This is a genomic window from Shewanella morhuae (genome assembly GCF_900156405.1).
GTDB classification, from domain to species: domain Bacteria; phylum Pseudomonadota; class Gammaproteobacteria; order Enterobacterales; family Shewanellaceae; genus Shewanella; species Shewanella morhuae.
The window spans coordinates 84,729-106,351 of the sequence record NZ_FTNN01000014.1 but is presented as its reverse complement, the minus strand read 5'-3'; the positions used below and the strand labels follow the sequence as shown (position 1 = coordinate 106,351).

Genomic DNA, 21,623 nt, shown 5'->3' with positions numbered 1-21,623 from the left:
TATTTATTGCTCTCATTGAGCTTCTCGATTATCGAGAAGTGTTCAGCGAGTCCGACATCAAGAGAGCGGTAGCCTTTTTTAGGATTTCTTTCTCAAGGTTAATCCGCTCAATTTCTCGTTTAAGTGCCCTTATTTCAATCTGCTCAGGCGTCATGGGTGAGGCTTTAGGAGCAATCCCTTTGCGTTCGATCTGAAGTTGCGTTACCCACTTACTGACCGTTGATTTACCTACGTTCATGGCTTTGGCTGCCGCTTCTTGTGTATAGCCCTGGTCAATGACTAATTGGGCAGTTTCGAGCTTAATCGCTGCGCTATATCGTGCACGTTTACTTTTATTCATTTTGTCACCTAAATTCGCTATGAATGAGATCATAACATTTCTTATTAGGTGGCCAAATTCAGTGTGCCACTACAGCGTTAGCGTAATAAAGATCCTGATTATTCAGGATCATAATCCAATATTGGTGATAACCACCTTTCTGTTTCCTCAATGCTCATCCCCTTGCGAATAGCATAATCCTCCACTTGATCGCGGCCGATGTTGGTTACACCAAAGTAGCGGGATTTCGGGTGGGCGAAATACCAGCCCGATACTGCCGCTGTGGGGAACATGGCGTAGCTTTCGGTGATGTTCAAGTTGATAGTTTCATCGGGCTTGAGCAAGTCCCATAACAAGCCTTTTTCTGTGTGATCTGGGCATGCTGGGTAACCCGGTGCGGGGCGTATACCTTTGTATTTCTCGCGGATTAAGGCTTCGTTGCTTAACTGCTCATCGGCCGCATAACCCCAAAACTCTTTACGTACCCGCTCGTGCATCCGCTCGGCAAAGGCTTCGGCCAAACGGTCGGCTAAGCACTTGAGCATGATGGCGTTGTAGTCGTCGTGGTTGGCTTCAAAACGCGCCACATGTTCGTCTATGCCATGGCCTGTAGTCACCGCAAAGCCGCCCATGTAATCGGCGACGCCTGAGTCTTTGGGGGCAACAAAATCGGCTAAACAGAAGTTGTCGTTACCGACTCGTTCTAACTGCATCCGTAGGTGATGAGTGGTCATTTCTAAGGTGGTGCGCGACTCATCGGTATACAGCTCGATATCATCATGATTAACGGTATTGGCGGGGAATAAACCGATAACGGCTTTGGCGGTAAGCCATTTTTCGTCGATGATTTGTTTGAGCATCGCTTGGCCATCGGCGAACAGCTTTTGCGCCTCAATACCGACCACTTTGTCGGTGAGGATTTCAGGGTAATGCCCGTGTAACTCCCACGAGCGGAAAAACGGGGTCCAGTCGATGCGCTCGACTAAATCCTCTAACGGATAATCATCAAACACTTGGCGGCCAAGTACATGGGGTGTAAACGGTGTGTAGTTTCCCCAATCGTGTTGGCAGCGGTTTTCACGCGCAGCCTCAATGGTGGTAATTTGTTTGAGTTTGGTTTGCGACAAACGCTTAATACGCATTTCGTCATATTCCACATAGGCGGCGTCTATAGTGGCTTGGCGAGTTTCGTTATTAATCAGCTTGCTAACCATAGGCACAGCCCGTGATGCATCGGCGATGTAAATAGCACCGTGGGGATAATGGGGCGCAATTTTTACCGCAGTATGGATTTTAGAGCAGGTAGCGCCGCCGATAATGGCTGGAATGGTCAAGCCTTCGCGCTGGAAGGTTTTTACGTTATGCACCATTTCATCAAGGCTTGGGGTGATTAACCCCGACATGCCAATAATATCAATATTGTGTTCTTTAACCGCGGCGAGAATACGTTCAACCGACACCATTACGCCTAAATCAAATACTTCAAAACCGTTACAGGCGAGCACTACGCCAACAATATTTTTACCGATATCGTGCACGTCACCTTTTACCGTCATCATTAATATTTTGCCGTTAGATTGGCCAGCGACCTTTTCAAGCTCAATATACGGATTCAAATAAGCGACGGCTTTTTTCATCACCCGCGCCGATTTAACCACCTGTGGCAGGAACATTTTACCAGCACCAAATAGATCGCCGACCACGTTCATGCCGTCCATCAAGGCGCCTTCAATCACATCTAACGGACGTTTCGCTTCTTGGCGAGCGGCTTCGGTGTCCTCATCAATAAATTCGGTAATGCCTTTCACTAACGCGTGGGCCAAACGTTGGCTCACTGGCCAGCTGCGCCATTCTAAATCTTCTTTTTTACCGACCTGCGCGTTATCGCCACGGTATTTTTCAGCAATTTCAAGTAACTGCTCTGTGTTGCTCGAATCGGCAATGGGGCAAGGTAGGTTAAGCACCACGTTTTCGACTAACACTTTGAGCGCAGGATCAATATCGTCATAAATGGCTAACTGACCAGCGTTAACAATGCCCATATCCATGCCTGCTTGAATGGCATGGTATAAAAACACCGCATGAATCGCTTCACGTACTGGGTTGTTACCGCGAAACGAAAACGACACGTTCGATACGCCGCCCGAGATCATCGCGTGTGGCAAGGTGGCTTTAATTTCTTTAATGGCTTCAATAAAGTCGACGGCATAGTTGTCGTGCTCATCAATACCGGTGGCAATGGCAAAAATATTCGGGTCGAAGATAATATCTTCTGGCGGAAAGCCGACTTTATCGACCAATACCCGATAGGCGCGGGTACAGATTTCAATTTTACGCGCTTTAGTATCGGCCTGACCTTGTTCGTCAAACGCCATGATAATGGCCGCCGCGCCGTAGCGTTTAACTAAGGTGGCTTGTTCAATAAACTTGGCTTCGCCTTCTTTTAACGAAATCGAGTTAACTATGCCTTTGCCTTGAATGCATTTGAGGCCAGCTTCAATCACTTCCCATTTAGAGGAGTCGATCATAATCGGCACGCGACTGATATCGGGCTCTGAGGCGATTAAGTTTAAAAACTTATGCATAAACTCAGCACCATCGATCATGCCTTCGTCCATGTTGATATCGATTATTTGTGCGCCGTTGATAACTTGCTCGCGGGCAACATCGAGCGCTTGCTCAAATTTGCCTTCTTTAATTAGCTTTAAAAACTTAGCCGAACCTGTGACGTTAGTACGTTCGCCCACGTTAACAAACAAAGACTGCGCGTCGATAGTCAGTGGTTCCAAACCCGCTAAACGGCAGGCGACGGCAATGTTAGGTAACGCGCGTGGGTTGTGTTTATCAACGGCTTCTCGAATAACGCGGATATGTTCTGGCGTGCTACCACAACAACCACCAATAATATTGAGCATGCCTTCACGCGCCCAATCTTCGATAACGCTCGCCATATCCTCTGGGGTTTCATCGTAACCACCAAACTCATTTGGCAGGCCTGCATTCGGATGCGCCGACACATAACACTCACTAATGCGCGATAATTCTTCGACATAGGGGCGCAGCTCTTTTGGTCCCAAAGCACAGTTAAGACCGATGGATAACGGCTTGATATGGCGCAGGGAATTATAAAAAGCTTCGGTGGTTTGGCCAGTCAGTGTGCGGCCTGAGGCATCGGTAATCGTGCCCGAAATCATGATGGGTAATCTGTTTTCAGAATGCTGACCAAATAAGTCGTCAAATACCGATTCGATAGCAAACAGTGCGGCCTTGGCGTTTAGGGTATCGAATATGGTCTCGACCATAATGATATCTGCGCCGCCGTCAATCAGTGCCTTAGTGGATTCTCGGTAAGCGCTTACTAACTCGTCGAAGCTCACATTACGATAGCCTGGGTCGTTTACATCTGGGCTAATCGAGCAGGTACGGTTAGTGGGGCCTAATACGCCAGCAACGTAGCGCGGGACACCTGTGGCTGCGGCGACTTCATCACAGGCTTCGCGGGCGAGGCGGGCGCCTGCAAAGTTAATTTCGGCAGACAGCGACTGCATGTCGTAGTCGGCCATCGCGATAGGGGTGGCGTTAAAGGTGTTGGTTTCAATAATATCGGCACCGGCGTTTAAATAGTCGGTGTGAATTTGTTTGATGATGTGTGGCTGCGACAATACTAATAAGTCGTTGTTACCTTTAACATCCGTGTGCCAATCTTTAAAGCGTTCGCCGCGATAGTCCTCTTCTTCTAGCTTGTGGTCTTGGATCATAGTGCCCATAGCACCGTCTAAGATCAAAATGCGTTCTGCAAGCTGTTTGCGAATGTCTGCCAAAATTTGACTGGCTTTTGTAGAGGGTATCGTCATAAATAGCTACCTTAAATACAGCTAAGCTAAGCCCATGATTAAGCCTAGGATTAAATACAGGATTCGGTTCACAGCACTGCCTAACTATCGACCTTTATTATGCTCAGTGCATTTTATTCTGCGCAGTCGATATTATTAGATATTCACCGTGGACGTTTAAACGTATGGACGTCCATAGTACGCGACTTGTGATCGTCAGTGCAAGGCCAAAATCACCTGACGATTTACCCTGCTCATCGGAGGTTTTTGAGCGCTTTTAGCGGTGATTTATTGAGTGAATGTTTTAATGGCAAAGTAACAGGGCTGTTTTCATTGGCATTAAGCTATTTTTTAACAACATAATGGCCATAATATTAAGTATCACCGCCTGAATGATGTGTTTTTTGAACATTCGCTCTTGAATATTAGCCAAGGAATACGATGAAACAAATACAACTATTATTGCTACGCCACGGCGAGTGTGAAGGCGGCACCATCTTACGCGGGCGCGTAGATGTGCCGTTGAGTGAAACGGGTTGGCAACAAATGTCGACGGCGGTTGCGGCGCAGGCCAGCGTCTGTAGCGCTATTTATAGTTCAACCTCACGCCGCTGTGCTGACTTTGCCCAAGCTCTGGCCGCCGAGCTGCATTCAACTGTGCCGCTATCTTCAAACTTGACATCAGCAAGCACTATATTGACTGAGCATAAAAAACCATTACAGGCACAGTTTTTATCAGATTTACAGGAAATAGATTTCGGTGACTGGGACGGGCGCAGGCTTGATGAGCTTTATCAACAAGAGGGCGAATATTTAGCCGCCTATTGGCAAAACCCGTGGCAAACACCACCGCCCAACGGTGAGACTATGGCCAGTTTTGAGTCGCGAGTGAACCATGCTATTGAGCAAATACTTGCCGCTGAGTTTGAACAATTATCTATTGCCTTGGATTCAATAGCCTTCAATCAAGATGAGGCTCAAGACAGTACGCTCACGCCTACTGCTAAAATATGGTTAGTATCTCACGGCGGCGTTATACGCCATTTAATGGCGCGAGCACTGGGGGTTGAGCGAGCAGTAGGATTTTTCAGTCAACTTAATTTACCCGTCGCCGCAGTGGTAAAAATTAATGTGCTGCAAGATGAGCAAGGCAGCCGTTATTGGCGTTTAGATTGGCCGAGCGGTCGCTGCGAGTAACGGCGCAGTCAGATTACTCTTAACCGCTGCCAATCATGCGGCTAACACACAGTTAGTAAGCTCATTAGTAACAGCGGCGAGTAGTCATAGTTAGTCACATATTTTAGTCATATAGTTCGCCATTTGAACCGCCAGCTAAGTTGAAGATTTTTATCGTCTTAGCGGCGTGATTGCCGATTGCCTATTAGAGTAAATATAGGATAATGCCTTCTTCAGACGTTACTGATTGCATACGGCCTTGCTATAGCGTTGCGGCTAACGTCACAGAAATAGGTGTTGGAAGTTTTTAGTCGTGTGGGAAGATTTAGGCTGATATGGCTAAGCCTCTTTGCCAATTAAAGATTAATTTCAACATAATAGGGAATCGGGGAACTGCTCGCCAGTCAGCCCGAACTGTGCCCGCAACTGTGAGTCACTTTATAGCGCTTTAAATATAAAAAGTGACGAGTCAGGAGACCTGCCTATTTCTGTTATCGCTGCGTGCAGCTTAAATTCTTGAGCGGGTGACTCGAGGGAGCAGATGATTATGTGTATAACGATTATGTGTACAGCAACTATGTATATCCCTTTTTTAAATGCAGGTGTGGACTCGCTAGGAGCGCCACATTGGTGAAACTCTCTGCAATCCAAACAAGCCATGGGTTAAACAGCAAGGAGACCATTCCAGCCAGCCCACAAGTTGCGCTTGATGTGAGCCATTTAAGCTGGAGCATTGATGGCAAAACTATTCTTACCGATATTAACTTTGCGTTGCCGACGGGGCAGATGCTTGGGCTGATTGGGCCTAACGGTGCGGGTAAGTCTAGTTTACTGCGCTGTTTGTATCGTTTTGTGCGCCCGACTCAGGGCAAAATCACCTTATTTGATCAAGATATTGAATATTTATCGTCCAAGGCTTTTGCCTGTAGTGTTGCCGTTGTCCAGCAAGATACGCCGCATTATTTCGACATGACCACAGAGCAATTAGTCAGTATGGGGTTAACGCCGCACAAGGGCATGTTTGACACTAACTCTAGCAAAGATGGCGAACGCATTGCCAAGGCGCTCGAAAAAGTCGGCCTCAGCCATAAAATGCACCAGCAATATGAGCGGTTATCGGGCGGCGAAAAACAACGCGCTTTGATTGCCCGCGCCATAGTGCAGCAGCCACAATTACTGATTCTTGATGAACCGACTAATCATCTTGATGTGCGCTATCAAATTCAAATTCTTGAGCTGGTACGCAGTTTAGGTATTAGCGTGATAGCCTCCATCCACGATCTCAATTTGGCCAGCGCCCTGTGTGACAGTTTATTGCTCATTCACAACGGTGAAGTTAGTGCTATGGGCACACCGACAGAGGTATTAACTGAAGCGCGTATCGGCGATGTGTTCGGTGTTTGCGCTCAGGTGTCCGTCCATCCGCAACATAAAAAACCGTTAATTAGCTATTTTTATGGTTACTATGATGCCACTCATAACGCGGATGAACGAGGCGAGGGCGAATGATTAAGGGGAGTAAGCAAAGCTGTATTTCATCTCAAACTTGGGGTCTATGGTGACACTTTTAACAAGACAACAGTTTATGCTGCTGGCGTTAGCCATATTGACATTAATGACACCGATAGCCGCGACCAGTTTTGGCGCGGCAAACATCAGCTTTATGGATGTTATTCACGTGTTTACTAATAAGGTTGCCAACATTACTCAGGCAAGCGGTATGACTGAGCGCATTGTGATGGAGCTAAGACTGCCGCGTATTTTGCTAGCATTTGTGGCGGGGGCGGGTTTATCACTGGCGGGCAGTGTATTACAAACCGTAACCCGTAACCCACTGGCAGACCCTTATTTGTTTGGCATTAGCTCTGGGGCTTCCTTTGGCGCTGTAGTGATGTTGACGCTGTTTACCAGCTCAGGTTTTTTTGACAACGTTGCCATGGCGGCGCACTCGGGGATTTTTAGCGGTTCGGGCGCGTTATCGGGATTGTTGTGGTTTAGCTTACCTTTAGGGGCTTTTATTGGCGCCAGTTTGTCGGTGTTGATTGTGTTAGCGTTATCGGGTCTTGGGCTTAATAGTCAAGTTGAGCGCATGCTGCTTTCGGGCGTAGCAACCTCTTTTATGTTTGGCGCACTGACCAGTTTATTGTTGTATTTTGCCAGCCCGCAGGCCACGGCTTCGGTATTGTTTTGGAGTTTAGGCAGTTTTGCCAAGGCCAGTTGGTCGTTACTTATTTTGCCGACTCTGGTAGTTGGGGTGAGCTTATTGATTATCTTAGGCATGAAGCGGCAGATTATGGCGCTGCAAGCGGGGGATGAAACTGCCCATACCTTAGGGGTAAATGTACCTAAGTTACGACTCAGCATGTTGTTACTGTGCTCGTTAATTACCGCCGTTTTGGTTGCCACCTGTGGCGGTATTGGTTTTGTAGGTTTGATGATCCCCCATACTGTGCGCATGCTATTTCCTGGTCGTCAGCCGATTTTATTAACGGCGTTGGTGGGTGGATTGTTTATGGTATGGATTGATGTATTAGCGCGCTGTTTGTTGGGTAATCAAGAGTTGCCCGTAGGGATTATTACTGCAGCTATTGGTAGCTTATTCTTTTTACTGATTTTGCGTAGGCGCAGGGTGGTGGGGTAAGCCTGTGCGAGATGATTTTAAATCATGTAATTCAACCTAGTTCAATTCCATTAAGTTAAATTAAGTTCAATAAAGTTAAATAAGTATAAGCGGAGTAGGGATGCCTCAATCAGCTGTATCTTTTCAAATAAGCTCAGTGAGTAACGCGCAGGATCCAATGATTCAGCAGAAGATTGATCTTAAAACTAAACCGCTGGGCGCTTTAGGTCTGCTTGAATCCTTGGCGTTACAGATTGCCCGTGTGCAAGGCGCAATGTTGCCACAAGATACACTAAAAATCGCTCATCCAACTCTGCTAGTGTTTGCGGGAGATCATGGTATTGCCGCGCAGGGAGTGTCGATTGCGCCGAGCGAAGTCACGCGCCAAATGGTGCAAAACTTTGCCCATGGCGGCGCGGCGATTAATGTATTTTGTCGGCAGGTGGGCTTTAAGCTCGAAGTGATTGATTGCGGTATTTTAACGCCAGTTGAAGATGTTGATGGCATTATTAATCAACGTCTTGGCGCCGGGACTGAGGCGATTCATTTGGCGCCCGCCATGGCGCTAAATACTGTTGATAAAGGCTTTGCCATGGCGCGAGATTTAATTGAACGCCACCATCAAGCAGGTTGTAATTTGATTGCCTTTGGCGAAATGGGCATAGGTAATACCTCGGCAGCAGCAGCGATTATGGCGGCAATGATGCAATTTGATGTGGCTGATTGCGTGGGGCGCGGTACGGGAATTGATGCTGAAACCTTAGCGCGTAAACTGGCGTTAATAGAGCAAGCTTTGCAGTTGCATCAACGCGCCTTAACGGGACCCAAAGCCGTGTTAGCCTGCTTAGGCGGGTTTGAAATTGTGCAGATGACAGGGGCGATATTAGCCGCGGCTGAGCGCAAAATGCTGGTGGTGATAGATGGTTTTATCGCGACTGCTGCGGCGCTAGTGGCGGTAAAAATTGCGCCGAATGTGCGCGATTATTTAATTTTTGCCCATCAATCTGACGAACAAGGGCATCTGCGCATGTTAGATTTTTTACAGGCTAAACCCTTGTTGGCCCTCGGGTTAAGATTAGGCGAAGGTACGGGTGCCGCCTTGGCATTGCCGCTTATTCAAGCTGCAGTAAATTTTTACAACCAAATGGCGAGTTTTAGTGATGCAGGGATTGAGGCTGTTGTATGATGTACTCTGCTAAGTCTCTTATTTTACTTATTTAAAATAATAACTGTTAGCCAACTGTTTTAATCTTAAATCGTATAGCAAGTGTGAATTCACTAAGGATGCTTTATGTCAGAACGCGAAAGCTGGCACAAAGAGATAGATTTGTTTTTTGTTGCCATGGGCTATTTTACCCGTATTCCTATGCCGAGCTGGGTTGAGGTCGATGGCGATAAGTTGAATAAAGCCAGCCGTTATTTCGGTCTGGTCGGTCTTTTAGTCGGCCTGCTCAGTGCCATTGTGTTTTGGTTGACGCAGAACTGGCTCCCCGCTGGCGTTTCTGTGCTGTTGGCTATGCTCGTTGGCGTATTGCTTACGGGGGGATTCCATGAAGATGGCCTCGCCGATACCTTTGATGGTTTTGGTGGTGGTTGGACGGTCGAAGATAAGCTACGGATCATGAAGGACTCGCGCCTTGGCAGCTATGGCGCCTTGGCGCTAATGTTGGCTCTGCTGCTGAAATGGCAGTTGTTGGTCGAGTTAGCCCTGTACGATCCTGTGGTGGCGGGCTCGGCGCTTATCGTGGCGCATACCGTGAGCCGTGTGGTGTCGGCGAGTATCATCTTTAGCGAAAAATATGTTCGCGATGATGAGACCAGTAAGTCAAAGCCGTTATCGCAACATCAAGGCATTAATGATCTGTTTATCCTGCTCGCCAGTGGCGTGCTAGTACTGTTATTCCTCAAGGGATTAGCGGCATTGTCATTATTGTTGGTGATGATAGGATTACGCCGTTTGATCATCGTGATATTCAGACGTCAAATTGGCGGTTACACAGGTGATACCCTAGGTGCTGCGCAGCAAGTGGCTGAAATAGTGTGTTATTTTGTATTGCTCGTTGTTGGTAGCATACAGTGATCCACCTCGTGCTAGGCGGCGCCCGTAGCGGAAAAAGTCGTTACGGTGAAGCCTTAGTGCGTCAATATACAGCGCTGGGTTTTGATGCCTGTTATGTGGCAACGGCGCAGGCGCTAGATGATGAAATGGCAACACGCATTGCCAAGCATCAAGTGAACCGTTCTGACGATGGCGTTGAGTGGCAATTGTTTGAGGAGCCACTGGCATTGACGGCCACATTAGCGCGCTTAGCCAAACCTGGGCGAGTGATTTTAGTCGACTGTTTAACCCTGTGGTTAACCAATCAATTACTCGCATCCAATCCGCAAGTTGATAATGAACCCGCGCCGACCGAGTGGAATGCCTCAGACTTTGCCATTGCAACGTCAACAGATAAAGCTTTAGCGAATTGGCAGACAGAAAAAACCGCTTTTGTGGATGCGCTGACTGAGCTTGAAGGTGTAGTGATTTTGATCAGTAACGAAGTCGGCTCTGGCATAGTGCCCTTAGGTGAGTTGAGCCGACAATTTGTTGACGAAGCTGGCTGGTTAAACCAGGCCGTTGCTGCCTTAGCGGATAATGTTACCTTAGTCGTTGCGGGCTTACCCCTAGCATTAAAACCGCTTTAGATAGTCTTAGGTTGTCTTAGATAGTCTGAGACTTTAGTGGCTTAAATGATGTTCAGCTGAGTTTTTATGTTAACTCCTGCAAATTGAGAATAAATTTTTAACCTATGCCCTCTTCAAACACCAACAGCACAGCCTGTGCGAATGCACTCGATAATACCCAAACAACGGTGTTGAGCACTGTGCCTTTGAGCAGTACTACGCCTGTGGCAGGCATGAATCATCGCGCTAAGGTATTGATGATACAGGGCACAACTTCAGACGCTGGCAAAAGTACTTTAGTGGCTGGGTTATGTCGTTTATTTGCCCGTCAAGGTATTAAGGTCGCGCCCTTTAAACCGCAAAATATGGCACTCAATAGTGCCGTCACCGTTGATGGCGGCGAGATTGGCCGCGCACAAGCATTGCAGGCTGCGGCTTGTTACCTTGAGCCACATACGGATTTTAACCCCATTTTGCTTAAACCTAGCTCAGACACGGGCGCGCAAATTATTGTTCAGGGTAAAGCGTTGACAACGCTCGAAGCTTCGGCCTTTTTTGGGCCTAAGTCTAAGGACTACAAAGCAATGGCACTTGGCGCCGTGCTGGGATCCTTCGAGCGATTATCCGGCCAATATCAGACTATTGTGGTTGAAGGTGCGGGTAGTCCGGCTGAGATCAATTTACGTGAGGGCGATATTGCCAATATGGGTTTTGCCGAAGCGGTGGATTGTCCGGTGGTTATTATTGCCGATATCGATAAAGGCGGTGTATTTGCACATTTGGTTGGGACGCTGGCGCTGTTATCTGTATCTGAACAAGCGCGGGTAAAGGGCTTTGTGATTAACCGTTTCCGTGGCGATATTAGCTTGTTGCAATCGGGGCTGGATTGGCTTGAAGCCTATACAAACAAGCCTGTTTTAGGCGTGTTGCCTTATCTACATGATCTGCATTTAGATGCCGAGGATGCGCTGCAAAGTGCGCCGATTAAGGACACCCATCGTCGCTTAACAGTGCGGGTGCTAGTGTATCCAAGGATCAGTAATCATACCGATTTTGATCCGTTGCGGTTACATCCTGATATCGATTTTGACTATGTGTCGCTGCAAACCCAAGCCGCTAATCACGTCACTCATTTACCCGCTGCCGATTTATTGATTTTGCCTGGTAGTAAGAATGTGCGCGCCGATTTGGCCTTTTTACGCCAGCAAGGCTGGGATAATGATATCGCCACACATCTGCGTTATGGCGGAAAAGTGCTGGGCATTTGTGGCGGTTATCAAATGCTAGGCCAGTACATTGCTGATCCCCTAGGTATTGAAGGCAGTGCCGGCGATAGCATTGGGCTTGGATACTTGCCGCTAAGCACTGAACTTAAAGCCGACAAACAATTACGGCGGGTCAGTGGACAGCTTAACCTGCTTGGGCAAACTGTTGATGTGAAGGGATATGAAATCCACTGTGGTGAATCAAGCTATCTCACGCCTCAACATGCATACAATAATGCGCTTTTACAGTTAACCCCAGATTTTACCAGTGTAAAAGTGCCTGCGGTGAGTTTTGCCGATGGGTTGCAAAGTGCTGACGCGCAAATTTTAGGTAGCTATTTACACGGCTTGTTTGATAGTCCTGATGCCTGCCAACTTATTTTGCACTGGGCGGGATTAAGTGATGCTAAGGCGATAGATATCAATCAAATACGTGAGCAACAACTCGACCGTTTAGCCGATGTGTTAGCAAAACATTTAGACATGCCAAAATTACAGGCTATTTTAGAATCATAAGTTTTTAGCAGCAGAGCGAAGGAAAGACCATGACAGCACAAACCGATAACGAGCAAACGCAAATCAAGGCCGACCGCCACAAAGAGCGTCAACAGAAACTCAAACAAGGTGTTGATGCCAAAATTGCAGCAGCCCAAGAAGAAAAGGGCATTCTGCTGGTGTTAACCGGTAATGGCAAAGGTAAGTCTACCTCAGGTTTTGGTACCGTTGCCCGCGCTGTCGGTCACGGTAAAAAAGCGGCGGTAGTGCAATTTATTAAAGGCACTTGGGAGTGCGGGGAGCGCAATTTACTTGAAGGTGCTGGGGTTGCGTTTCATGTAATGGGCACAGGTTTTACATGGGAAACCCAAGATAAAGAGAAAGACACCGCAGCCGCCTTGCTCGCATGGGAAGTTGCCGAGCAATTATTACAAGATGAGAGCATAGATTGCGTGATGCTCGATGAATTGACGTACATGGTGAGTTATCACTATTTGGATGTGGAGCGCGTGCTCACTGCGCTGCGTAATCGCCCGCCAATGCAACATGTGATTATCACCGGCCGCGCTTGTCACCGTGCCATTATTGAACTGGCCGATACGGTGAGCGAAGTACAGCCGCTGAAACATGCCTTCGAAGCGGGTATAAAAGCGCAGCAAGGTTTTGATTATTGATTTATGGTTTTGTCGCTGAACTGTTGTGGCTGAGTTATATTGGCCACAACTTTATACTTTTCTATCTCACTGTGGGTTAAAAGTGCGTCCGTTCGAATCCAATGAAAACTGTTTTCGTGCGGCTACGCGCGGCATATCCTTATTTGTTAGCATTCTAATATAACCAGCCAGTTCTAAATGAAACACCAACGAAAACAAATAGTATTGAAAAAATTGTCACAGGTATAATATGCCAAGCCATGACTTTAAGGTTGCTTGGTGACAAAGCAGGGATTACGCGAAACCTAGCATCTATGGCAAAGCAAACAGTTAAAAATAGAAGTAGCAACTTAGCTGAAATAACATGAGAAATAGGATTGCTCATATTAAACCATTCACTAATGTTAGGTACCAATCTATATGCCAATAACAACCCTGTAATAACTTGGATTATCAAGGCAGGCATGCCAATTTTTTCATAAACTGATTCGAAATCTAATAACTGCTCTGGTGACTTGTCTCTTAGCACCTTAGGCAAAATAACGATAGATAAAACAATATGCCCTCCGGTCCAAATTGTCGCAGAAATAATATGCAGTAATAATAAAAATCCAAACATGCTTTTCTCCTAAAATACTAACGCTGTTAACACGGACTAGCGTAGCGAATCGACCCAGTTTGCTAGCGTTTGTGATTGCTCAATATGGGAATGAGTTAATGAGATGACAGTCCTTAGTAGGAAGTCACCATTCAATAACATGCCGTTATTAAACGTTAACTACTAGTGCATAGCAAGGGGTTACCCGTGAGGATTGGTCTGAAGGGAGCCATTAGCAAATTTGCGAGCTGATAAACCAGAATATTATACGATGCGTAGCGATTATGTTTACCAAAGGTGCATTTCTGACTGTGATACTCGTATGCATAAATTGTTTGGTTAATTAATAAACCACATGAAACTGACCTCTTCCTTTTGACTGCATTTTAACTCCCATCCTAATGCCTAGTATTTATGCGCGTTCCTCTTTGTCAGGCTATGGGCATATTTTATGTCAGTGTATGGTTACATTATTTAGCTAAGTAATTGTTTCTAGGTATACTGCTATGTCATGGTTTGGTGTCAGCGACAATGGCTAATAAGTATATGGCTATTTGATTAAAGGCTACCTTCAGCAAATAGCCATGGAATGATATCTATGGTGCCTATGATTGTAGGATTAACATTAAAGGGATGACGATGAAACGCTATTACGTTGGCTGCATATTGGGTCTGAGTATTTTGCTTTCTCAGCAGGCATTAGCCAAACCTGCCCAGCGTATTATTGCGCTTTCGCCCCACGCGGTAGAAATGCTCTATGCCATAGGCGCGGGTGATGCGATTGTGGCGGCGACCGATTATGCAGATTACCCTGAGGCAGCTAAAAAAATCCCGCGGATTGGTGGCTATTATGGTATTCAAATGGAGCGGGTGCTCGAGCTCAACCCTGATTTAATTGTAGTGTGGGATTCGGGTAATAAAGCCGAAGATATCAATCAGCTTAAATCGCTTGGCTTTAATCTTTATGGTAGCGACCCCAAGACCTTAGACGCAATTGCTAAGGAACTTGAAGAGTTAGGGCAATTAACCGGACACGTTGAAGAAGCGCGTAACGCCGCGGCTATTTATCGTGCTGAGCTGAGCCGTTTACGGGCAGAGAATGCCGAAAAATCAGCGCCCAAGGTGTTTTATCAACTCTGGTCATCGCCCTTGATGACGATTTCTAAAAACAGTTGGATCCAGCAAATTATGGATGTGTGCCATGGTGAAAATGTGTTTTACACTGCCGCCAGCGATTATCCGCAGGTGAGTTTAGAAAACGTGTTGTTGACTCTGCCCGAGGTGATTTTACAAAGCCAAGAAGAAGGTAATGTTAAAGGTGTTGATTGGAGTCAATGGCCCGAGATCCCAGCGGTTAAAAAACAACATATCTATCAAATCAATGCCGATTTATTGCACCGTGCTACGCCCAGAGCGTTACTTGGCGTGCAAGCTTTCTGTAGTGCATTAGATAAAGCACGTTAAAAATAAAAGCCAGACAGATAATCCTGCCTAGCTTTTAGTCGCATGTCTTAATGAATAGATTAGAACGGTGCGTTAATATCAACCACATTAATCAGTTTGTGGTTTACAAACTCTTTTAAGCCTAAACCAATGAGCTCGCGGCCATAACCTGAGCGGCGCACACCACCAAAAGGTAAATCGGCCTTGACCATAGTCGGATGATTAACAAACATCATGCCGGTTGAAACCTGCTTAGCGACCGCTAAACCGCGTTTATTATCAGCCGTAAACACTGAGCCACCCAGACCAAAGGGTGAGTCGTTGGCGATATCAATCGCTTCTTGTTCATCTTTCGCTTTGAGGATCATCGATATAGGGCCGAAAAACTCCCAATAGTAGGCGGGGTTATCTGGCGTGACATTAGTTAATATCGTCGGCTGCACAAAGGCACCTTTTTCTGGCACTTTAGGGCCTACTTCGGTGGCAGTTGCACCATGTTTTACCGCATCACGCACTTTTTGCTTCACTTCATCGGCAGCAGCCTGAGAAGATAACGGGGCCAATGTGGTAGTGGGATCCATAGGATCGCCCGCTTTTAGCGCTTCGACACCTTTGATATAACCTTGCATAAACTCATCATAAATGGCTTCAACTAAGATCATCCGCTTGGACGACACGCAAACCTGACCAGCGTTCCAGTGACGGCCAAATACTGCCCAATCAATGGTTTTTGGCAGCTCGGCATCTTCAAGCACGATAAAAGCATCAGCCCCGCCTAGTTCTAAGGTGGATTTTTTCAGCGCTTTACCAGCTTGTGCGGCAATAATTGCGCCTGCACCCTCAGAACCTGTGAGTGCTACTCCGTGTACTTTGGGGGAATTAATAATATATTCAATTTGATCGCGTGTTGCATACAGGTTTTGGAATACACCTTGTGGCAGCCCTGCATCGCGCATCAGGCCTTCAAAGGCCGCTGCGCATTGCGGCACATTGGATGCGTGTTTGAGCAGTAAAGTATTTCCGACGGATATCTGCGGCGCCAAAATTCGGGCAATTTGATAGTAAGGGAAGTTCCAAGGTTCGATAGCCAGCAACACGCCAAGGGGGTCGTGAACCAGTATCGCTTCACCTTCTGCAGGATCGGCTACTGGCAGTTTTTGCGGAGCTAACAGTCGCTCGGTATGTTCGGCGTAATATTCGAGAATTTGCGCCGAAAGCTCGACCTCAGCTTCGGCTTCTGCAATTACTTTGCCCATTTCTAACGTCAACAACTTAGCATATTGCCGCTTGTTATCTCTGAGAATGGTTGCAGCCTTAGACAGTATTACTGCCTTGTCGGCAAAGGGAGTGGTTCGCCAAGCCAAAAATGCCTGATGGGCGGAGTCTATCGCCTGCGTGACTTCGGTATCTGTTGCATTGGGAAATTCTTTGATGAGTTCTCCCGTAAAGGGATTGATCGTTGTATAAGCCATATGTTCCTCCAAGCGTTCAACGAATAGAGTGTCAATGCCAAGCCTTGGCATTAGGGATAAATGTCTTTATTTACCATCGCCCTTGTCATTACCTTTGTCATTGAAGATAGATAAGGTAAGGGATTAATCACCTACCTTTCTACTCACTCTAATTAGATAGCGATGTGAGTCGGATCACAGGGATGTAGATATCAGCCTTGTTTTTAGGCTTTTCATACTTTCGTTTTGGGTGGGTGGAGCGTGTTGTTAAACAACCCGAGTTAAGTAGGGTTGGCGCGACAACAAAGCCGCCAAAGATAGGTTAAGGGTGCACTAATGCTGTGAGTATTTGGGTTGATATCTTGCCTATGGCAAAGGTATAGGACAGTGAGTGATTTAATGATACGGCTGCATTTTGTGAATCACATCAGGTATTGGATGAAATAATCTTGCTGTGGACATACACTCATAGGCTCAACCTACTGAATACACTCAAATACTAAAATAATAGGAAGTGCCGCCCATGAATACCTTACTCATTTGTTTATTTATTGCGATGTTATTGCCGTATTTAGCCAAAGGCCCAGTTGCTTGGGCAATGGCGAAAACGGGTGGTTATGACAATAACCATCCTCGTGCCCAGCAGGCGCAGCTGACCGGTTTTGGTGCCCGCGCTTTAGCAGGGCATCAAAATGCCTTCGAATCACTCTTAGTTTTTGGCCTAGCGGTATTAGTGGTCATCGCCACTGGCAAAGTGACACCGACTGCAGAATGGCTTGCCATCAGCCATGTAGCAGCCCGTTTTGTGTATCACATCTTGTATCTTGCCAACAAAGGCACCTTAAGATCCCTCTCATGGTTTGTGGCTATTTTCAGCGCCTTCGGCATATTTTTTCAGGCTTTTTAGCATATTTGAGCGGTGACATCTCAATGATGCAGTGCTTTTCTAACGCTTGAAACGAACCACCAATTCGTGCAGATCATCGGCGGTATTTTTAAGCTTGGTAATGGATGTTGAGGTATCTACAGCACTTTCAGAGCTAGTGCTTGCTAAATCAGAGATACTTACCACTTGGCGGTTAATATCTTCAGCAACATGGGTTTGCTCTTCTACTGCCGCCGCCATTTGCGTCGACATATGGGCGATGTGACCAATGGCGTCTGAAATACCGTTAAGCATAGCAGCGCTTTCAACGACCTTTTCAAGTCCTTCATTAGCTGCTTCAGTGCCAAAATGGGCGGCATCAACAGCATGCTTGGCTTTTGCCGTTAACTCATTAATGATCCCATGAATACTGTGGGTTGATTCTTGTGTTCGTTGCGCCAGATTACGCACTTCATCTGCAACGACGGCAAATCCTCGGCCTTGCTCTCCGGCTCTGGCGGCTTCAATGGCCGCATTTAATGCCAGTAAATTAGTTTGTTCGGCAATTTGCTCAATGATTTGTGCCACTTGTGCAATACGAACCGTTTGATCTGAAAGCTCGGTCACTGAAATACTGATATCGCTAACGGTACTTTTAAGTTTTTGAATCGACTGTTGGGTAACCTCGGCCATATTTCTACCTTGGATCGCTAAATTATTCGCGGTATCTGCATGGTTTGCGGTTTCTGATACGTGTATTGAAACCTCGGCAATTGTGGTGGTCATTTGATTCATTGCTGTAGCCACTTGGCAAGTTTCTGCCTGTTGCTGCTCAATTGCGGCGCAAGTGTTAAGCGTTAACTGAAAGCCATTTTCTGACTCTTTAGCCACATTTAATGCCGCATTTTCAATCCGAGTAATGACTGTTCCTAGATGGGCATTCTGACTCAAAATACTGACCTTTAATAAACCGAGTGTACCGCTTGAATCTGTATAAGCTCTGGCGGCAAGTTCGTTAGAAAAGCTCATTTTCAACATGGAGTTTAGCGACTCAACTGTAGATGTATATTTGTATGTCATTGAAATAGCATATAAGATTGCGGCGCTCACCAGTAAAATAGTAAACAGAGTTGGGTATCCTGCGACATAAAGTGCACCGGCTGAAATTAAGGCCAAAATAAGACATAAGTTCGCAACAGAAATGCGCCGTGATGTGGCAAAAGATTTACCCGCATTAATTTGTTGATATAAAGTATCGGCCCTTGCTACGTCATCTCGCCTAGGACATGACCTTACTGACTCATAACCGACCACTTTGCCAGCGGTAGTGACTGGCGTAACATAGGCATCTACCCAATAAAAATCGCCATTTTTACAGCGATTTTTAATCACACCCATCCAAGGTTCGCCCGCTTTGAGATAAGACCACATTTGAGCAAATGCAATTGAAGGCATTTCAGGGTGCCTGACAATATTATGGTGTTGTCCGATTAATTCCGCTTTGTTAAAACCACTCACATCGACAAACGCATCGTTACATTCGAGGATCGTGCCTTGCAAATCGGTCACAGAAATGAGTTTTATCGATTCGGGGAAAGTTCTTTCTTGACGGGTAATCGGTTGGTTATTTCTCATGCCACACTCCTTTGTATATTGGCTGTTTCTCAACAAGATAAGGCTAAATAACCATTTGGTTAATGTTACCATTAGTTAAACCGATTAATCGCCATTTATAAGTATTTTTCTTGTGAAACATATACGTTATTCCTATGGAAACGTTGGATTTAATACTCTATTTACAATGTGTTTTCATCGGGGGTTATTAATTAGGCTAGTGCTAAAGTCAACCCTAAAAATGTTCGTATCAATGAAAGTAGCTACTCATTATTAGTATTGCGTTCGCTAAGAGTCGATTAAAAAACTCTCATTCACGTTGGGCTAATGTAAATGGTTGTAAATTGGTTATATTAGAGTAGAACATCCTCGAAGAATTTGCCTTCTAACTGCGGTTAATTAGATTTAGTACAGTGTTTGTACATGGATATGCCATTTGAGCCGTTAGGCAATTTTTATTAATGGATGAGGTTGGGAGTAAGTTTTTACCGCAAACATAAGTCGTTTAGCGACGGACATACTAAAATATTTATGAAATGAATCGCTTGTATGTCTGTGACCGTTGGCAGCGATGGATAACGCCGTCGAGTCCTCAGGGAGGCGTGTATGGCGTGTCACTGAAATGCAAGTGATTGACCCTATGTATTAAGTCATGAATAGTTCTTTAAACTAACAAGAGTATTGCCGTTAATTTCCCCTTGATTGAATGTGCGCGGCTAAAAAGAAAGCCGCAGATGCAGCTTTCTTTTTGATAGTATTGGCCTGATGTTTTTTGCTCAATAGCAAGAGGAAAACTTACCTAACTCAAGCTTAACTCAAGCGCTTATTCAACCTGCCAATCAATGGCTTCACCTGCGCGGATTGGTACGACGTTGGTGTCGCCCAGCGGATAGGTTGCAGGTACATCCCATGATTTTTTAACCAACGTAATAGTGTCTGTGTTGCGTGGTAGATTATAAAAATCTGGGCCATTGAAGCTGGCGAACGCTTCGAGTTTATCGAGCGCATTCACTGATTCAAATGCTTCGGCATACAACTCAATGGCGGCGTGGGCGGTATACGAACCCGCGCAGCCACAGGCGGCTTCTTTTTTATCTTGGGCGTGTGGCGCTGAATCGGTACCGAGGAAAAACTTCTTGCTACCACTTGCCGCAGCAGCCAATAGCGCCTGCTGGTGGGTGTTGCGTTTTAAAATCGGTAAACAGTAAAAATGCGGACGAATACCGCCAGCTAACATGTGGTTACGGTTATACAGCAAATGATGGGCTGTGATAGTTGCGGCCACATTATCAGAGGCTTGAGTGACAAAATCGACCGCATCTTTAGTGGTGATATGTTCAAGCACGATTTTAAGATTTGGGAAATCGGCAACAATCTTGCTGAGGATATTTTCGATAAAAACGCGCTCGCGATCGAAAATATCAATCGATGAGTCCGTGACTTCGCCGTGCACTAAAAAAAGCATACCGACTTCTTGCATGGCTTTAAGGGCGGGGTAAATGTTTTCAAGCGTGGTCACGCCAGAATCTGAGTTGGTTGTTGCGCCCGCAGGGTAAAGTTTTGCAGCGACAATTTTACCCGATGCCTTGGCTTTGCGGATTTCATCGGGGCTGGTTTTATCATTTAAATACAACACCATTAAAGGTTCGAACTGTGAGCCTGTGGGCACCTTGGCTTTAATGCGGTCGTAATAAGTTAATGCTGTTTGCGTATCGATAGCGGGCGGCACTAAGTTTGGCATAACGATAGCGCGGCCCATATAGCGGCTAATATCACGCACGGTATCTTTAAGTTGGGCACCATCTCTTAAATGGATATGCCAATCGTCTGGGCGAGTGATCGTTATTGTCGTCATAGGGTTTTATCTTTTGATTGTTTTGGCTACGAGGGTGGTAGGATCTTATGTGGCAAGGATTTTACTGTAAAGGGAAACTCAGTATTTTGGAGCAATAAGTTATCTTAGCCACCGTTTTAGCGATTTAATCGTGATACGAGCGTATATCATGCTGGATCCCGTATTACCCAAATGGGCTATTTTTGCTTTTTCACCTTAGCTTTTAGAGCTAATTTGACCTTGCACGTAATGACGGGAGATCTTCAACCCTGTTAACCTGCTCTATCAAAAAATTAGTGTCATCACTCTGGTTACGTTAACTGAGGCGGCAATGATTTTTAAAGCACGCTTACAAAGGTAAAGGATGAACCAGTGAAACCGTTAAAACAGCATCTGCTGATCTGCGTTTTATGCCCATTCCTGCTACTGAATTCCCCTATCGCACTTGCCGATAACGATATTGAAATTAGTGGTTTAGTGATAGATAGAACCTTAACTCGATTTGGTAAAGACTTTGGCTTTTATTATTCAAGCTATTGGCGCGAGCTGCCTTTTACGCAAGGCTTTAACGTCACCCTGTATGAGACGGTATTCCCTCAGGCCGGGACTGTTTTAACTTTAGAGGTAAACGGTACACGGATTTACACCACCCATTTTGGTCGTCGTGCAAATCCGATAAAAGAGAGCGCAGAGCAGGCAATTCTACTCACGATTGATTATTTAGCGCAAGTGAGAGCCAATGCAGTAACAGGCGATTTTTCAAAAACATCGGATGATTTTTAGGATAATA

General features: G+C 46.0%; 16 protein-coding genes, 1 pseudogene and 1 riboswitch. Of the genes and pseudogenes, 11 read left to right on the top strand and 6 right to left on the bottom strand.

The genetic code is table 11. The annotated features are described in order from the left end of the window. Together BW947_RS15325 and metH are read right to left on the bottom strand one after the other, a co-directional pair. Window positions 1–340, bottom strand: a pseudogene (locus tag BW947_RS15325) (transposase); the annotation flags it as partial. A 98-nt stretch (window positions 341–438) separates the two neighbouring features. Then, window positions 439–4,173: a methionine synthase gene (gene metH / locus BW947_RS15320; RefSeq protein ID WP_076501075.1), complete on the bottom strand. Its 3,735-nt coding sequence runs from the start codon at window positions 4,171–4,173 to the stop codon at window positions 439–441. A gap of 420 nt (window positions 4,174–4,593) precedes the next feature. Here metH and BW947_RS15315 point away from each other — a divergent pair, with 420 nt between their 5' ends. The 8 genes from BW947_RS15315 (at window position 4,594) to cobO (ending at window position 13,049) form a co-directional block, all read left to right on the top strand. After that, window positions 4,594–5,349: a histidine phosphatase family protein gene (locus BW947_RS15315; RefSeq protein ID WP_076501074.1), complete on the top strand. Its 756-nt coding sequence runs from the start codon at window positions 4,594–4,596 to the stop codon at window positions 5,347–5,349. A 322-nt stretch (window positions 5,350–5,671) separates the two neighbouring features. Further along, a riboswitch (cobalamin riboswitch) is annotated at window positions 5,672–5,828 on the top strand. Window positions 5,829–5,958: 130 nt separating this feature from the next. Next, window positions 5,959–6,837 carry an ABC transporter ATP-binding protein gene (locus BW947_RS15310; protein ID WP_076501086.1) on the top strand — a complete coding sequence of 293 codons (879 nt, stop codon included), beginning with the start codon at window positions 5,959–5,961 and terminating at the stop codon, window positions 6,835–6,837. Window positions 6,838–6,883: 46 nt separating this feature from the next. After that, complete coding sequence (locus BW947_RS15305) at window positions 6,884–7,969, top strand: FecCD family ABC transporter permease (RefSeq protein ID WP_107881742.1); 1,086 nt, start codon at window positions 6,884–6,886, stop codon at window positions 7,967–7,969. Window positions 7,970–8,069: 100 nt separating this feature from the next. Then, window positions 8,070–9,134 (top strand): nicotinate-nucleotide--dimethylbenzimidazole phosphoribosyltransferase, encoded by a 1,065-nt coding sequence (gene cobT, locus BW947_RS15300; protein ID WP_076501072.1) that lies wholly within the window; start codon window positions 8,070–8,072, stop codon window positions 9,132–9,134. 105 nt (window positions 9,135–9,239) lie between these two features. Continuing rightward, the gene (locus BW947_RS15295; protein ID WP_076501071.1) at window positions 9,240–10,028 is read left to right on the top strand and encodes an adenosylcobinamide-GDP ribazoletransferase; all 789 of its coding nucleotides are present in this window, start codon (window positions 9,240–9,242) and stop codon (window positions 10,026–10,028) included. Continuing rightward, on the top strand, window positions 10,025–10,636 hold the full coding sequence (cobU, locus tag BW947_RS15290) for a bifunctional adenosylcobinamide kinase/adenosylcobinamide-phosphate guanylyltransferase (protein WP_076501070.1): 612 nt from the start codon (window positions 10,025–10,027) through the stop codon (window positions 10,634–10,636). The genes BW947_RS15295 and cobU overlap by 4 nt, the downstream gene beginning before the upstream one ends. Window positions 10,637–10,848: 212 nt before the next feature. Then, window positions 10,849–12,396, top strand: a complete 1,548-nt coding sequence (locus BW947_RS15285; protein ID WP_425272283.1) for a cobyric acid synthase — start codon at window positions 10,849–10,851, stop codon at window positions 12,394–12,396. Window positions 12,397–12,425: 29 nt separating this feature from the next. Beyond that, window positions 12,426–13,049 (top strand): cob(I)yrinic acid a,c-diamide adenosyltransferase, encoded by a 624-nt coding sequence (gene cobO / locus BW947_RS15280; protein WP_076501064.1) that lies wholly within the window; start codon window positions 12,426–12,428, stop codon window positions 13,047–13,049. Window positions 13,050–13,203: 154 nt separating this feature from the next. Here cobO and BW947_RS15275 read toward each other — a convergent pair whose 3' ends face one another. Then, on the bottom strand, window positions 13,204–13,647 hold the full coding sequence (locus tag BW947_RS15275; RefSeq protein WP_076501052.1) for a CopD family protein: 444 nt from the start codon (window positions 13,645–13,647) through the stop codon (window positions 13,204–13,206). Window positions 13,648–14,265: 618 nt separating this feature from the next. Between BW947_RS15275 and BW947_RS15270 the strand changes: the two genes are divergently transcribed. Further along, window positions 14,266–15,090, top strand: a complete 825-nt coding sequence (locus tag BW947_RS15270) for a cobalamin-binding protein (RefSeq protein WP_244153262.1) — start codon at window positions 14,266–14,268, stop codon at window positions 15,088–15,090. Window positions 15,091–15,149: 59 nt separating this feature from the next. Here the strand turns inward: BW947_RS15270 and BW947_RS15265 are convergent, their stop codons facing one another. Then, a complete protein-coding gene (locus BW947_RS15265; RefSeq protein ID WP_076501046.1) occupies window positions 15,150–16,541 on the bottom strand; it encodes an NAD-dependent succinate-semialdehyde dehydrogenase in 1,392 nt (463 codons plus the stop codon). A 502-nt stretch (window positions 16,542–17,043) separates the two neighbouring features. Between BW947_RS15265 and BW947_RS15260 the strand changes: the two genes are divergently transcribed. Then, complete coding sequence (locus tag BW947_RS15260; RefSeq protein WP_076501044.1) at window positions 17,044–17,427, top strand: MAPEG family protein; 384 nt, start codon at window positions 17,044–17,046, stop codon at window positions 17,425–17,427. Between the two features lie 39 nt (window positions 17,428–17,466). Here BW947_RS15260 and BW947_RS15255 read toward each other — a convergent pair whose 3' ends face one another. Together BW947_RS15255 and pyrC are read right to left on the bottom strand one after the other, a co-directional pair. Continuing rightward, window positions 17,467–19,020 (bottom strand): methyl-accepting chemotaxis protein, encoded by a 1,554-nt coding sequence (locus BW947_RS15255; RefSeq protein WP_076501042.1) that lies wholly within the window; start codon window positions 19,018–19,020, stop codon window positions 17,467–17,469. 802 nt (window positions 19,021–19,822) lie between these two features. Beyond that, on the bottom strand, window positions 19,823–20,854 hold the full coding sequence (gene pyrC / locus BW947_RS15250; RefSeq protein WP_076501041.1) for a dihydroorotase: 1,032 nt from the start codon (window positions 20,852–20,854) through the stop codon (window positions 19,823–19,825). 351 nt (window positions 20,855–21,205) lie between these two features. Here pyrC and BW947_RS15245 point away from each other — a divergent pair, with 351 nt between their 5' ends. Further along, window positions 21,206–21,616, top strand: coding sequence for a curli production assembly/transport protein CsgE (locus BW947_RS15245; RefSeq protein ID WP_076501038.1), 411 nt, complete (start codon window positions 21,206–21,208; stop codon window positions 21,614–21,616). Window positions 21,617–21,623: the final 7 nt, after the last annotated feature.